12 protein-coding genes and 1 pseudogene are annotated in these 14,271 nt (G+C 71.7%); 2 read left to right on the top strand and 11 right to left on the bottom strand.

Going from position 1 to position 14,271, the window contains the following annotated elements; translation table 11 throughout:
* The 4 genes and pseudogenes from ACFZCD_RS30900 to ACFZCD_RS30885 form a co-directional block, all read right to left on the bottom strand.
* Nucleotides 1-263 (bottom strand): annotated as a pseudogene (locus ACFZCD_RS30900) (4-hydroxy-3-methylbut-2-enyl diphosphate reductase); the annotation flags it as partial.
* The gene (locus tag ACFZCD_RS30895; protein ID WP_391836356.1) at nucleotides 260-1,348 is read right to left on the bottom strand and encodes a polyprenyl synthetase family protein; all 1,089 of its coding nucleotides are present in this window, start codon (nucleotides 1,346-1,348) and stop codon (nucleotides 260-262) included. The gene ACFZCD_RS30895 and the pseudogene ACFZCD_RS30900, both read right to left, overlap by 4 nt.
* A complete protein-coding gene (gene ispG / locus ACFZCD_RS30890) occupies nucleotides 1,345-2,475 on the bottom strand; it encodes a flavodoxin-dependent (E)-4-hydroxy-3-methylbut-2-enyl-diphosphate synthase (protein WP_391836355.1) in 1,131 nt (376 codons plus the stop codon). Before ispG ends, ACFZCD_RS30895 begins: the two co-directional genes overlap by 4 nt.
* The gene (locus tag ACFZCD_RS30885; protein WP_391836354.1) at nucleotides 2,472-4,334 is read right to left on the bottom strand and encodes a 1-deoxy-D-xylulose-5-phosphate synthase; all 1,863 of its coding nucleotides are present in this window, start codon (nucleotides 4,332-4,334) and stop codon (nucleotides 2,472-2,474) included. Before ACFZCD_RS30885 ends, ispG begins: the two co-directional genes overlap by 4 nt.
* A gap of 504 nt (nucleotides 4,335-4,838) precedes the next feature.
* Between ACFZCD_RS30885 and ACFZCD_RS30880 the strand changes: the two genes are divergently transcribed.
* Nucleotides 4,839-5,180, top strand: a complete 342-nt coding sequence (locus ACFZCD_RS30880) for a hypothetical protein (RefSeq protein ID WP_391836353.1) — start codon at nucleotides 4,839-4,841, stop codon at nucleotides 5,178-5,180.
* 66 nt (nucleotides 5,181-5,246) lie between these two features.
* Nucleotides 5,247-5,507, top strand: a complete 261-nt coding sequence (locus ACFZCD_RS30875) for a polyhydroxyalkanoate synthesis regulator DNA-binding domain-containing protein (protein WP_391836352.1) — start codon at nucleotides 5,247-5,249, stop codon at nucleotides 5,505-5,507.
* 684 nt (nucleotides 5,508-6,191) lie between these two features.
* On the opposite strand, the gene ACFZCD_RS30870 is transcribed toward ACFZCD_RS30875, so the two are convergent.
* The 7 genes from ACFZCD_RS30870 to ACFZCD_RS30840 form a co-directional block, all read right to left on the bottom strand.
* Nucleotides 6,192-6,365, bottom strand: coding sequence for a hypothetical protein (locus ACFZCD_RS30870; RefSeq protein WP_391836351.1), 174 nt, complete (start codon nucleotides 6,363-6,365; stop codon nucleotides 6,192-6,194).
* Nucleotides 6,366-7,127: 762 nt separating this feature from the next.
* Nucleotides 7,128-8,621, bottom strand: coding sequence for an ABC1 kinase family protein (locus ACFZCD_RS30865; protein ID WP_391836350.1), 1,494 nt, complete (start codon nucleotides 8,619-8,621; stop codon nucleotides 7,128-7,130).
* Between the two features lie 836 nt (nucleotides 8,622-9,457).
* Nucleotides 9,458-9,661 (bottom strand): helicase associated domain-containing protein, encoded by a 204-nt coding sequence (locus ACFZCD_RS30860; RefSeq protein ID WP_391836361.1) that lies wholly within the window; start codon nucleotides 9,659-9,661, stop codon nucleotides 9,458-9,460.
* A gap of 175 nt (nucleotides 9,662-9,836) precedes the next feature.
* Complete coding sequence (gene istB / locus ACFZCD_RS30855) at nucleotides 9,837-10,628, bottom strand: IS21-like element helper ATPase IstB (RefSeq protein ID WP_391836349.1); 792 nt, start codon at nucleotides 10,626-10,628, stop codon at nucleotides 9,837-9,839.
* The gene (gene istA, locus ACFZCD_RS30850; protein WP_391836360.1) at nucleotides 10,628-12,163 is read right to left on the bottom strand and encodes an IS21 family transposase; all 1,536 of its coding nucleotides are present in this window, start codon (nucleotides 12,161-12,163) and stop codon (nucleotides 10,628-10,630) included. The genes istB and istA overlap by 1 nt, the downstream gene beginning before the upstream one ends.
* 54 nt (nucleotides 12,164-12,217) lie before the next feature.
* A complete protein-coding gene (locus ACFZCD_RS30845; protein ID WP_391836348.1) occupies nucleotides 12,218-12,886 on the bottom strand; it encodes a recombinase family protein in 669 nt (222 codons plus the stop codon).
* A 266-nt stretch (nucleotides 12,887-13,152) separates the two neighbouring features.
* Nucleotides 13,153-14,112 carry a UbiA family prenyltransferase gene (locus ACFZCD_RS30840; RefSeq protein WP_391836347.1) on the bottom strand — a complete coding sequence of 320 codons (960 nt, stop codon included), beginning with the start codon at nucleotides 14,110-14,112 and terminating at the stop codon, nucleotides 13,153-13,155.
* Nucleotides 14,113-14,271: the final 159 nt, after the last annotated feature.

Raw genomic sequence — 14,271 nt, 5'->3', positions numbered from 1 at the left:
GCGGCCTCCTCGTGCACGACCGGGGCGACACCGTGCGCCGAGAAGATGACGATGTTGCCCTCGGGCACCTCCGCCGTCTCGTCGACGAAGATCGCACCCTTCTTCTCCAGGGTCTTCACCACGTATTTGTTGTGGACGATCTCATGACGCACGTAGACGGGGGCGCCGTACTGCTCCAGGGCCTTCTCGACGGCGATCACGGCGCGGTCCACGCCCGCGCATACGCCGCGTGGTGAGGCGAGCAGGACCCGGCGGCGGGTCATGACCGCCTCGTGGTGGCGGCGAGGGCGACGTCGTACAGGGCGTGGCGGGCCGGGGGTGGTGCGGGGAGGTCGGCGAGGGCGGTGAGGGCTTGTCGTTGGCGGTCGCGGATCAGTTCTTCGACGGTGGCGCGGGCGCCGGTGGTGGTGAGGATGTCGCGGACGCGGGCGGCGGTCCGCTCGTCCAGGTCCGGGTCGCCCAAAGCGGCGTGCAAGAGGGTGCGTTGGCGAGGGTCGGCCTTGCGCAGGGCATGGGCGATGAGGAGGGTGTGTTTGCCTTCGCGGAGGTCGTCGAGGTTGGGTTTGCCGGTGTGGGTGGGGTCGCCGAAGACGCCGAGGAGATCGTCGCGGAGCTGGAAGGCCTCGCCGAGCGGGAGGGCGTAGGCGCTCAGTGCCTCGCGCAGGGCCAAGCCGGCGCCGGCGAGGGCGGCGCCGATGTGCAGGGGGCGTTCGACGGTGTATTTGGCGGTCTTGTAGCGGATGACGCGCAGGGGGGCGTCGAGGTCGGTGCCGGGTGCGATGCCCTGGATGAGGTCGAGGTACTGGCCGTGGACGACTTCGGCGCGCATGGCGTCGATCAGCGGCCAGGCGGCCTCCGTCTGCGCCGGAGTCAGCCCGGCGGTGTGCAGGAGTTCGTCGGACCAGACGAAGGCGAGGTCGCCGATGAGGACGGCGGTGTGGGCGCCGAGTTCGTCGACGGCGGCCGGGGGGTGGGCGTGCCGGTGGTGGGCGGCCAGGGCGCGGTGGACGGTGGGGTGGCCGCGGCGTAGGTCGGAGTGGTCCATGACGTCGTCGTGGATGAGGCAGAAGTCGTGGAAGATCTCCAGGGCGGCGGCCACGCGGACGACCGGCGCGGGTGGGGGTTTCGTCGTGGCGGTGTACCAGCCGAGCAGGCACAGCACCGGGCGTAGGCGTTTGCCGCCGGAGAGGATGAAGTCGGCCAGGGTTTCGGTGGTTTCGGCGGGCAGGCCGCTTGCGTGTGCGGCGGCGCGTTTGGCGTCGAGGAAGCGGACCAGGACCTCCTCGACCTGGTCGCGGAAGCGGGCCAGGTCCGGTGGTTCGGCGGTCGGGGCGAGGACGGAGTTCATGTGGGGTCACTCGTTTCGGGGGAGGGTGCTTCGGTGAGGCGGAGGGCTTCCTCGATCAGGGCGTCGACGACGCGGTGTTCGGGGACGGTGCGCACGACTTCGCCCGCGACGAAGATCTGGCCTTTGCCGTTGCCGCAGGAGACGCCGAGGTCGGCTTCGCGGGCTTCGCCGGGGCCGTTGACGACGCAGCCCATGACGGCGACGCGCAAGGGGTGGGGGAAGCCGTCGAAGGCGGCCTGGACTTGGGCGGCGAGTTTGTGGATGTCGACTTGCAGGCGCCCGCAGCCGGGGCAGGAGACGATCTCCAGTTGGCGGGGTCGCAGGCCGAGGGACTGGAGGATGTGGATGCCGGCCTTGACCTGTTCGACGGGTGGGGCGGAGAGGGAGACGCGGATGGTGTCGCCGATGCCTTCGGCGAGGAGGATGCCGAAGGCGACGGCGGATTTGATCGCGCCCTGGAAGGCGGGGCCGGCTTCGGTGACGCCGAGGTGGAGGGGGTAGTCGCAGGCGGCGGCCAGGAGGCGGTTGGCGGCGACCACGGTCATCGGGTCGTGGTGCTTGACCGCGATCTTCAGATCCTGGAAGCCGTGTTCCTCGAACAGCGAGCACTCCCACAGTGCTGATTCCACCAGTGCCTGGGGGGTGGCGGCGCCGTGTTTGGCCAGCAGGCGGGGGTCGAGGGAGCCGGCGTTGACGCCGATGCGGATCGGCACTTTCGCGGCCGAGGCGGCCTTGGCGATGTCGGCGACGCGGTCGTCGAAGCGCTTGATGTTGCCGGGGTTGACGCGCACCGCCGCGCAGCCGGCGTCGATCGCGGCGAAGACGTAGCGGGGCTGGAAGTGGATGTCCGCCACCACCGGCAGCGGGGACTTCGCGACGATCGCCGGGAGGGCGTCGGCGTCGTCCCGCGAGGGGACGGCCACCCGCACGATGTCGCAGCCGGCGGTGGTGATCTCCGCGATCTGCCGCAGTGTCGCGTCCACATCCGCCGTCGTGGTCGTCGTCATCGTCTGCACGGAGATCGGGGCGCCGTCGCCGACGGGCACGTCACCGACGGTGATCCGTCGCGCCGGACGGCGCCGCGGTGTCTTCGGGGGGACGATGGGCAGGCCGAGATCGATGGTCATCGCGGCCTCCGGCGGCCGTTGACGGGGTGGGTGAGGGGGGTGATGTCATAGGTGGCGAGGTCGGTGCGGGCGTGGAGGACGGCGGTGATGATGCCGTCGGCGTCGAGCCCGGCCTCGGCCAGGAGCGCGGTGCGGGTGCCATGGGGGATGAAGGCCCGGGGCAGGCCCAGGCAGCGCACGGGAGCGGTGACGGCGGCGTCGGCGCATGCCTGGGCGAGGTGGGAGCCGAAGCCGCCAGTGCGGGTGTTGTCCTCGACGGTGATGGCGAGGTGATGGCGTGCGCTGAGGTGGACGAGGGCGGGGTTGAGAGGGGTGAGCCAGCGGGGGTCGACCACTGTGGAGCCGATTCCTTCCTCGCCCTCCAGCCGTCGGGCCGCTTCGACGGCGGCGGCCGCGGTGGGGCCGGCGGTGACGAGGAGGACGTCCAGGGGCCGGCTGGAGCTGCGGTGGAGGATGTCGAGGCCGTCCATCCGTACCAGGGCGTCCAGGTCGGGTCCGGTGGCGGCTTTGGGCAGGCGCAGGGCGGTGGGGCCGTCGTCAGTGGCGACGGCTTCGCGCAGCAGTTCCTTGAGGCGTGTGGTGTCGCGGGGGGCGGCGAGGCGCAGGCCGGGGACGAGGGTGAGGAGCGTGGTGTCCCACATGCCGTGGTGGGAGGGGCCGTCGGGGCCGGTGATGCCAGCGCGGTCCAGGACGAAAGTGACGGGCAGGCGGTGCAGGGCCACGTCCATCAGGACTTGGTCGAAAGCGCGGTTGAGAAAGGTGGCGTAGAGGGCTACGACGGGGTGGAGGCCGCCCATGGCCAGGCCCGCGGCGCTGGTGACGGCGTGCTGTTCGGCGATGCCGACGTCGAAGACGCGGTCGGGGTGGGCGACGGCCATGGGGTGCAGGCCGGTAGGCCGAAGCATCGAGGCGGTGACCGCCACCAGGTCCGGTCGCTCGTCGGCCAGGGTCAGCAGTTCCTGGGCGAAGACGTCGGTCCACGTGCCCGACGGCTGTGGCGGCGTGGCGGTGACGGGGGTGCGGCCGGTGACCGGATCGATCACCCCGACGGCGTGGAAGCAGTCCGCCTCGTCCGCCTCGGCGAACGGATAGCCCTTGCCCTTGACTGTCACCGCGTGCACGATCACCGGGCGGGCCAGGGCACGGGCGGTGCGCAACGCCTCCTCCAGCGCGGGAAGGTCGTGCCCGTCGACCGGCCCGAGGTAGGTCAGGCCGTGCGCGGCGAAGAGGTCGTCCTGCGCGGCCGGGTGTGGGCCGGATGCGCGCAGGCCGGCCAGGTGGGCGGCGAGCGCGCCGCCGGTGGGGGCGTAGGAGCGGCCGTTGTCGTTGAGGACGACGACCACCGGGCGCTGGGGGGCGGCGCCGATGTTGTCGAGGGCCTCCCACGCCATCCCTCCGGTGAGCGCGCCGTCGCCGATGACCGCCACCACCGCCCGCTCCCCCTCCCCTGCAAGGGCCCGGGCCTTGGCCAAGCCGTCGGCGTAGGACAGGGCCGTGGAGGCGTGCGAGTTCTCGATCACATCGTGCTCGGACTCCGCGCGGCAGCAGTATCCCGACAGGCCGCCGGCCCGGCGCAATTGCGCGAAACCCTCCTGACGGCCCGTCAGGAGCTTGTGGACGTGAGCCTGGTGGCCGATGTCGAACAGGACGCTGTCGCGTGGTGAGTGGAAGACGCGGTGCAGGGCGATCGTCAGCTCGACCACGCCCAGGCTCGGGCCCAGGTGGCCGCCGGAGGCGCACACCGTCGCCACCAGGTAGCGCCGGATGTCCTCCGCCAGCGCCTCCAGCGCTTCCACCGGGAGGGCTCGTAAGGCCTCCGGGCCTGTCACTGACGCCAGGAGTGGCGGTACGTGTGTCATATTGCCAGGAGGGTTCTGCATGGGGGCCTCCGCGCTGGGGTGATCAGCGACCCCGCCTGTGCCGGCGGGCCCGTGTGCGGTGACCGACACCGTGCTCCCGCTCGGTGCGGCTTCGTCGGGACCGCCGTGCTACGGGTCCGGCGTCCACCACCGGGAGGCGGGGGCCGGTTTCGTCGTCCACGGTGCGCATGCCCAGCCTCCAGCGGCCCGGATGCGGGGCGGCAGGTGCATTCACCGATGGGGGGAAGCACGGCGGCACCTCCGCGAACGCTCGCGCGGGACGGTGCCGCCCGAGGCCCCACCGCGCGCACCACCCGGCTCGTCCCGGCTTCCTCGTGCCGGGGCACTGGGGCGCCCACGAGCGTGGTGCCGGCCGGGGGCGGGGCGCGTCGGGAGGCGGAGGGCGGGCCGTCACGCCGTACGCCCTCACGCCCTTCCCCCGGCGTCCGAGTGCCGCGGGCCGTACCGGTACGAGCCTGGACGCGGCCCGCTCCGCGTGTCGTCATGAAAGAAGTGGCCGGGCCCGCGCGCGAGAACCCGTACGGGCACGGCACCCCTGCCCACGCGCGCGCCGACCGGGACGAGCCGACGCAGAAGAAGGGGCCAACCATGACCACCCGTTCGAGGGGCCGCCGCCGAAGCGGCCTCATCCGTTTCCTCGGCGACGTCCTCGACGACGCGAAGGACTTCACCGACGAGTGCCTGGACCGGGCCCGCGACCTGGAGTACGACCTGCGCAAGGCGGCGAGCGACGCCGTCCGGCCCGACGAGGACGGCGACTACCGGCCGGCCGCCCGGACCGCCCGCACCCGGCAGGCGGTAGCCGGTAAAGGCACCGGGACCTGACGGCCCCCGGACACGCTGATGCGTGACGATGCCCCGTGCTGTGAGCCGTCCCGGCCGGCCCGGGCGGTGCGTGAGCTGACCCGTCACCAAGACGGCTCGCTGTACGACACCGCCGCCCACCGGCCCGTCCTCTTCGGCGAGTTGGCGGACGACATACGCGCGGGGGCCACGTTCCGGGCGCGGGACGCGGCCACGGATCAGGACTGCACCTATCAGGTGCTGGCCGCCGTCCTCGCCGGAGCGCTCTCCTGGCTGCCCGCCCCGTTCGGGCGCGGGGGAGCGTCGTCGGCCGCGATCAGCGCCCTGTTGGCGCCCAAGCGCAGCTGACGCAGCGTCATACGCAGTCTTCTGCGGTGTCGGCCGGTACGCCGTGCTCCGTGGGATCGGCACCGGTGGACGGGGAGGCGGGCGGCGTGGCGTCGGCCGCGGGCCGGTCGACCGGCGTGCCGCCGTCCGGGACCGGCCGGCGGCACGGTGGTGTGGGACGGCCGGGCGGCGACGGTTCGTCCGGCACGCCACCGGGGCCCGGTGGGGCGCCGCTGTCCCCGGGGGGATCGGGAGGGGGCCTGAGCGGCGTCACGGAGTGCTGGGACAGGACGTCTCGGCTGTGCGTCGGCGGCGCCTGCGGGGTGCCGCGGGCCGGAGCGGATGCGGCGGCGGGCGGTGGGCCCGGCCGCGCCGCACCGGCGGACGGGGCCGAGGACCGCGAGGACGACGCGGCGGGGGCCGCTTGAGTGCTCGCCCCGCTCATGCCGGACACCGGCGACGGAACCGCGGGCGGCCGCTGCTGGACCGGCTCGACGTATGTGGCGCTGAACGAAGCGCATCCGGTGGCCGTTGCCAGGGACACGGCGGCGAGCGCGCGTCGTAAGGCGTTGTGAGGAAACCGCACCGAGGAACTCCTTTGCTCCGGACGACTCTCAGGCCGCCTCGGCGCGAGGGGAAACGGACTCCGACCCGCTTCGGGACGAGGGGCGAGGCCGAGGGCGGTACCGGGCCGGCCGACCGCCGTCACCGGGGGGTGGTGAGCACGCTCATGAATGTCTTGAGCCCGGTGAAGAGGGTGATGACCGCCCGCGAGACGGCCAGGATCGCGTGGGCGGTGGCGACGGGAGCGGTCGCGATGAAGAACAGGACGATGATCACGACCAGCCAGAAGAAGAGACCGCGGGGACGCGACAGCAAGGGGCTTACCCTTCGTGGCGTGCAGGACCGGGCGGGCGGTGAGTTTCGGGCTCACGTCCCGCCGCCGCTCCGGACGCGGAGCCGGCCGAGGGGGCGGGGGCCGGGGGGGGGGGGCGGCCGTGTTCCCTTGCGGCGGACGGCCGCGCCGACGGTTTCGGGGCCCCGGTGACGTCGGGGTCTCGGTGGTTGCGGGGGACGGTTGGACGGTTTCGGTAGGGGAGGTGGCGTCGAGTTCGGGAGGAGACGTGCGGCGCCTACCTCACCGGAGAAGACGGCCTTCGAGCCCGCCTTCCGCCACCCTCGCACCGGGACCGGCTCCTTGGGCAGCCGCCCCGGCACCCGCACGACGTACCGAGCGCGGCCACCGGCCACATGTCCTCCACAAGGTCGCTACAGCCACCGGGTGGTTCCCGCGTCCGCGTCCGCCGGGGGCGCGCCGCCCGCACCCGGCACCGAGCCGCGGCTGGCCCCCGCCCCCGCACTCCTTCCTTCCAGTGCACGCCACACCCCCCTCCCCGACAACCCCGCACCAGGCGGCGTGCGAGCGCATCGGGCGCGCTCGGCACACTCCGGGCGGCGTGCGCGGCGGAAGTGCCGTCTGGCTGCGCCGCGGAGGAGCTGCTACAGATGCCGGTGGCCCGGTCGACGCGCACGCTCGCCATCCGTCGCCGCGCCAGGGCACTGCACGCCGGCGCGGACACGACAGGCTCGTTGCCGTCGGCCCCGGAGGGCAGCGCCGGGGCCGAGCGTCAGGGCGCCGGCTCATCTCCTCCTGCCGCGGGCGAGGTAGCCGGCGAGGGCAAGGGCGGCCCAGAAGGGCCAGGACCCGGCGTCCGTGGCCCTCTTCCGCCGGTCGTCCTCGCCGGCCACCTTGGCGTGGAAAGTGAGGTCCTGCTCGGCGAAGGCGCGCAGGATCCCCCGTGTCTGCTGGAGGGCTCCCGGGGCGGCGATCATGAGATCGAGGGCGGTGCGGGCGGCCTGCTGTTCGGAGAGGGTCTCGCGGGCCAGGCCGAAGACGACGGTGCGGAGGTTGTCGGCGAAGACGTCGGTGATGGACAGCTCCGGGCACAGGTAGCGGATGGCGCCTTCGAGGTTGGCGAAGGACTTGCCCAGCAGCGAGATCACCGGGCTGGTGCGGATGCCGCGGCGGGTGGCGTGCGCGAGGACGGCGGTCAGGGTGACGCCGAAGTTGAGCTCCTCCAATGTGACGGAGGCGATCCTCGGGACGATCAGGCTGATGTCGGAGCGGAATCCGGCGACGTCGGCCCAGGTCGTGGCGGTGCCCATGTCGATCCAGGTCGCGGCCAGGCCCGCGCCGTCGTTGGCCGCGAGGTTGAGCAGGGCCAGCACCAGGTGCCGGCTGGTCCCGCTCTCCATCCGGCCCACCATGCCCCAGTCGATCAGGTGCGCGGGTTCGCCCGGGGCGACGAAGATGTTGCCCGGGTGCGGGTCCGCGTGGAAGAACCGGTCAAGGAAGTAACCCCGGAACATGAACGCCATCAGGTCCCGGCCGATGCCGGCGCGCTGCGCGGCGGTGAACGCACCCGGGTCGGCATCCCGGATCGACACGCCCGGGGCCAGCGCCTGCACCAGTACCCGCCGGGTCGGCGGCAGCAGCACCTCCGGCACGGACAGATACGTGAACTCCTCGCACAGCTCACGGGCCCGGTGCATGTGGCCGGCCTCCACCCGGAAGTCGGTCTCGGCCTCCATGGCCTCGAACAGCACACCTAGCATGGCCGGCACGTCCACCACTGTGGTGAACCGGGGAGCGGCCCGCGCCAAGAGGCGGGCGGCCCGGCGCAGCAGCCGGATGTCCCCGGCCATCACCTCTTCCACACCCGGCCGTTGGACCTTGACCGCGACGAGCGAGCCGTCGGCCAGCCGCGCCCGGTAGACCTGCGCCAGCGAGGCGGCACCCAACGGCGCCGAAGTGTCGACCTCCTTGAACAGCCGCCGCCACCGCGGCCCGAGCTCCGCCGCGAGCACCGGCTCGAAAGTACTGAACGGCGCGGGGGCGACCTGGTCGTGCAGCTGCCCCAGCTCCTCCAGGACGGCCGGCGGCACGAAGTCAGGCCGGGTGGAGAGCATCTGCCCCACCTTGATGTAGAACGGGCCCAGCTCCTGCAGCGCCTCCCGGACGGCCCGCGCCTGCTCCTCGGTGCCCTCCCCGGGCTTCGCCCGGCGGGCACGGACCTGCTCGGCCAGCAGGCGCCCCACCACACGCGCGACGTGCCGGGTGCGGCCACCGCCCACAGACCCTCCCCCGTGCACGACCGGCGCCCGAACCGGCCGAATGGCCCGCCCGCACACCGGGAACGGGTACTCCTCGCTCTCCTTCCCTCCTCAGGTTCCCCTCCAGTGCACGGCACGCCGCCGACGGCCGACAACCCCGCACCGGCGGCGCGTGAAGTGTATGGGGAGGCGCGCGGCGGTCGGCAGCGGCGTGCGGGCCGTACCTGTCCGCGATTTCGCGCGGCCCTCCGCCCCGGAAGGGCATCTTCGCGCACCTCACGCACAGCTACCGCTCGGCTCGCGTGAGAGGTTCGGCGAACCGGCGACGCGCTGGCAGCGGGCCCCACGGCGACTGGTTCACGACCTGCCGCGGAGACTGCTGTCGATATCCGCGAGGGATGGGTAGGGCACGTCGCCAATGTGTGTAACAGCTGTTCATCAGTGGCGCAGGACGCTGACGAAGTTCCCTGCCGAGGACGGGAGCGTCTTCGCACCCCGGCGGGGGTGACGAGGTAGGGCCGACCCATTTGCGGGAGTATGCTGTCGGGTCATCATGGTCGGGGTAGGTGCGGCGGTGCGGCCGGAGGAACCACTGATGCCGGTAGATCCGCCCGGCGGTGTCCCGGGCGCCCCCATCGTCCTCCGCAGCGGGCCGGACGGGCTGGCGGAGGGGGGACGTAGCGGACCGGGGTGCCGGGGCGCGCGGCGCCCGCGCGGCGCAAGCGCTTGCGGGCTGCTGCGTCAGGGTGGAGCCCGGCCCACACCCGCAAGAGGTTGTGCCCGATCACGTCGGCTGTGACGTGGTCCCTGGGGCACGGCTGACGTGCCGGTGGCTTGCTGGTAGGCCATCCAAGCGGTCAAGTGCTGGTGCCAGCGGTGCTCTCGGGCGTGGGAGACGAACCCCAGGTCGAGGAGTCCCCGGCCCGCTCGGTGGGCAGCTCTGCGAAGGTCTGTCGGCGGGTAGCGACCTGCTGCCCGAGCTTGCGGCCTTTGGTCACGTACCGCTGGGGAACCCTCAGATGACCGTGTTCTTCGCGGAATTCCTTGAGGTCTGCCCGCAGGTGCCCGGCCTCGGCCCGGAAGGCGGTGGCAGCGCTGATGAACTCGGCCCACGGATTGGTGCGTGTCAGTGGCCTTTTTGATCTCCCCGTAGGCGGCCAGGAGTTCGCCCCGCTGGCGGCCGTGGAGCCTTCCCCGTTGGCGGCCAGATAGCTCCCCGCCCTGGGGTCGGTGGGGTCAGCTGAAGGGCTTCACCCCCTGGCCACTGGTGGCCTGGGTGAGCCGGTAGCTGTTACCCTGGGTGACGACGATGTGAGCGTGGTGCATGAGCCGGTCGACCGTCGCGGTGGCGAGGGTCTTGGGCATGATCTCGTCGAATCCGGAGGGGTGGAGGTTGCTGGAGACCGCGATCGAGCGTCGTTCGTAGGCGGCGTCGACCAGGCGGTAGAAGCCTTCGGCGGCGTCCGGGGAGACGGGCAGGAGGCCGATGTCGTCGACGATGATCAGGTCAGAGCGGATGATCTTCGCGAGGGCCCGGGCGATGGAGTCGTCCGCGCGGTGACGGCGGACCAGGGCCCCGAGGTCTTCGATGGTGAACCAGGAGACGGTCAGGCCGGCCTCGACCGCGGTCTGGCCGAGGGCCTCGGTGAAGTGGCTCTTGCCGGTGCCCGAGGGGCCGCAGATGCAGAAGTTCTCCCGCCGCCCGACCCACTCCAGGGTCTTGAGGGCGTCCTGGGTGGCCCTGGGGATGGAGGACTTGTTGTCGTGCCAGTCTCCGAAGGTCTTGCCGGTGGGGAAGCCGGCCCGCTTGCGGCGGGTGTGGAGGTTGGCCCGGTCGCGTCCAGCGGCCTCCTCGGCCAGCAGGACGCGGACGACCTCGGCCGGGTCCCACCGCTGGGCCTTGGCGGTGGGGATCAGGTCGGCCAGTGCCCGCCGCAGGTGAGGCAGCTTGAGGCGCTTGGTCAGCTCGATGGCCTCGGCGAGCGGGTCGCCGTTGGTGCCGGGAACGGTGCGAAGAGGGGTGGCCATCAGGCGAGATCGCTTTCGTCGTACTCGGAGACGTCGGAGGTCGTGGTGGGGACGCCGAAGGAGGCCCATGCAGAGGTGCCGGGCTGGAGGGAGTGGTTCTCGCTGCGGCGGACGGGCTCGGCGTGTCCGCGGGCGGACTGGTAGTCGAGGATGGACAGCAGGTCCTTGTCGGCGAACCGGCCGGTGACCGCGGCGGTGCCCAGGGCCCGGTCCACTTCCGCCACTGAGTAGAGCTTGGCGAGCGCCACGGCCTCGGCCATCTTCGCCTTGATGCGGCGGGCGCCGGCCGCCCCGGCCTCCACCAGCCAGGCTGCGGCGCCAGGGCCGAGGGCGAGGAAGGCGGCCTCCTCCGCGGAGGTGGCCTTCGGGGTCCGGTCGGCTTCCTTGTCCTCGCGGGGCGGGTAGTGGGTGTCGTCCAGGACCGGCTCACCGGGCCGGCCCCGGCGGTGACGGACGACCTCACGGGCCGACCCATTCTCATCAACGGCCGTGACGATCAATTCGTCACCATGAAAACGCACCCAGACCCGCGTGTCGATCAACTCGTGCGGAACCGAGTAGCGAACCGCCTCCACCGAGATCGTGGATTCCCAGTTGACCCGGCGCGTGGTGCCGAACGCCGCGGTGAACGGGCGGCGGGGCAGCGGGTGGAGCCGCTGCTGTTCCTCCGCCAGCCGCTCGACGGGCTTGCGCCGGGTCGCCCGGTGCATCCGGGAGTTGACCTGTTCGCAGAAGTCACGGCAGGCCGCCTCCAGCTCGCCGAAAGTCCTGTAGTCGTCACGCAGATTGACGTCCTTGGGCACCAGGTCGGCCTTCGCGATCCGCACCGTCGCCTCGGACCCGCCCTTGGTCTCGGGGTCGGCGGGCTGACACGTCCGCATGGTCGTGCCGTAGTGCCTGGCGACCTCGACGATCTCGGGGTTGCGAACCGCGATCCCGGCGACGTGCTCGGTGGTGACCGTCTTCTCGTTGTCCGTCAGGACATAGGCCGGGACTCCGCCGATCCTGCGAAACGTCGCGTCAAGGCATGCGGTGACCGTCGGCAGGGTCTTGTCCCAGACCGGGATTACCACCCGAAAGCGGGACCAGGCCAGCCACGCGCACCACAACGTGGTCTTGCGGCCCTCGATGGTCGGCCCGTCGCCCCAGTCATACTGCAGCCAGAGCCCGGGCTCGGTCACCCACGGCCGGTAAACCCGGCGCCGACCGGCCCTGAACTGGGCCTTCGCCTCGGCAACCGTGCGGCGGGTAGTGCGTTCCCCGCCAGTGAAGCCCATCGCGGCGATTCTCTTATGGACCACGTCCGCGCGGATCTTGCCCTGCGAACGGACGACGAGCTCCTCGATCTTGGGCAGATAGTCGTCGATGGCCCGAGCCCGGTGACGGCGCTTGTCCGGCTCCTGGCCGGCCGCCCGCATCTTCACATATCGGGCCACCGTGTGGTGGTCGCACCCGGCCGGCTCAGCCGCAGCACGGTAAGGGGCCACGCCGGTATCGCTGCTGGATTGAACGCTAAGGGCTTCGGCGCAGGTCAGAAGGTACAGCCCAAGCCGGGCGGGAAGCGCCAGCAGCCCGGAGGTGCACCGGCATCATTGGGTGCCTGCTTCGAGCTGGGCGGGGATGCGGCTGGCCCGCAGTTCGCGCAGGTCGGGGATGTGGTTGTAGAGGGTGCCAGGGGAGACGCCGAGCATCTTGGCGATGGCGGTGATGGAGTGCTCGGGGTTGGGCAGTAGGTCGCGAGCCATGTTGAAGATCTTCTCGTCGACCACGGTGGGGTGGCCGCCGACTTTGCCGCGGGCGCGGGCGGCGGCCAGGCCCTCGCGGGTGCCGGAGACGATGAGTTCGCGGATGAACTCGGCCAGGGCGGCGAAGGCGTGGAAGACGAGCCGGCCGCCGGGGGTGGTGGTGTCGAGGTTCTCGTGGAGCGAGGTGAAGTCGATCTCGCGGCGGCGGAGCTCGGCCACCATGTTGATCAGGTCCTGGAGGGAGCGGCCGTAGCGGTCGAGGGCGGGGACGACCAGGGTGTCGCCGGCGTCGAGGAAGGCGTGGCATGCCTTGAGCTCGGGGCGGAGGTCGTTCTTGCCGGACTTCTTGTCCGCGAAGATCTTCCGGCACCCGGCCGCGGTGAGGGCGTCGATCTGCCGGTCGAGTTTCTGTCCGCCGGTGGACACCCGTGCGTAGCCGATGCGGATCTCGGCACGGATGGCAGGCTCGGCGGCCAGCAGTTCGAAAGCCTCGGGCTCAAGGGGCGTGTTCACGCCCGGAATCCTGCCAGAAAACGGTACTCCGAGGTTCTTGAAGCACCCGGGTTTTTGAAGGCTCTGGGGGCCGTTCGGCGCCCCGCCCGGTGATCTTCAGTAAACGTTGGTTTTTTGAAGACCGCAGGCTGATCCGCGGACCGCCAGCGACGCGAGCGCAGGCCAACGCATCGCACTGGGCTACTTGTCACCTGGTTCGTCGTTCGTTAACGGCACCCCATGGTCGTGGGTCATGTACCGCACCGAGTCGACGGGCTGGGCGGCCTTCACAGCAGTACGAGCCCGCAACCGAGGGTCGCGCCGAAGGCGAGGCCGTACAACTGGTAGGTGGCCCGGTCCGCGCGCTTGTTCCGCCGCAGGAGGCTGCGCGCGGCGACGGTCCAGTTCATGGCGGTGACCACGAGGGTGCACACGGCGGTGGCGGTGACGTCGGCGCCGCTGGGAGCGAAGAGCAGGATGTACAGCGCGAAGGGCAGACCGCTCAGGACGACGGCGAACCAGATGCGTACGGGCCAGTGCCCGATCAGCAGGGGGAGGGTGCGGCGGCCGATCCTGCGGTCGCCGTCCATGTCCCGGACGTCTTCGAAGATCATGGCAATGTTGTAGCCGATACCGGTGGTCAGGGCCCAGGTCCACCCGGTGCGGTCGAGAGGTGCGACGAGCTGCCAGGCGGCCGCCGTCTGACAGATGATGCCGATCTGCATGGCCGGGGGTTTCACCACGAAGTAGAAGCGCGGGTCGGACAGCAGGTGCAGGCCGACGATCACGGCTTGCCAGAGCAGTGCCCACAGCAGCGTGCCGGTGGCCCACCCGAGCAGCGTGTACAGCGGCATGGCGCTCCAGAACCGCCGTCGGAGTCCCTGTGTCGTGGTCAGACCGGCGGGGGCAGGGCGGTACGGCTTGTTGATCCGGTCCTCCTCCAGGCCGCGGGCTTGGTTGGAGGCGTCGAAGACGTAGAGGAAGGCGAAGAACAGCAGCGCGCTGGTGGCCACACGCAACAGCGTCGTTGAACCGCTGGTTTGGTAGTGAACGCATGCGGCGCCGGTGAAGAGGGCGGGCGGCACGACCGCCGCCGGGAAGTTGTCCCCCATCATCCTGGTGGTGATCCTCACTTCGAGGAGGACCCAGGCGATGAGGGCGTTCCCTCGCCGCCGTCCGTAGCGGTTGCCGTAGAGCTCGCCGAACCAGCGGGCACGATGACCGAGCGCATGTGGTTGGTTACGCACCAATTCCTTATCTCCGGCGCAAGGTGAGGAACGCCTGGCCGAGGCGGCGCACCGGGGCTCTGGGGCGGGCGGCTGACGCGCCGCCACTCAGAGGTGGCCGCCCCTGGCTCCCGCACCAGGTAGGCGCTGGGGTGGGCGTCGCGTGCCCCGTCTCATGGG

The sequence above is a fragment of the Streptomyces sp. NPDC008001 genome (assembly GCF_042958085.1).
In the GTDB taxonomy this organism is placed as follows: Bacteria; Actinomycetota; Actinomycetes; order Streptomycetales; family Streptomycetaceae; genus Streptomyces.
Note: the sequence above shows the minus strand (reverse complement) of the source record. Positions and strands in the feature narration are given on the sequence as shown.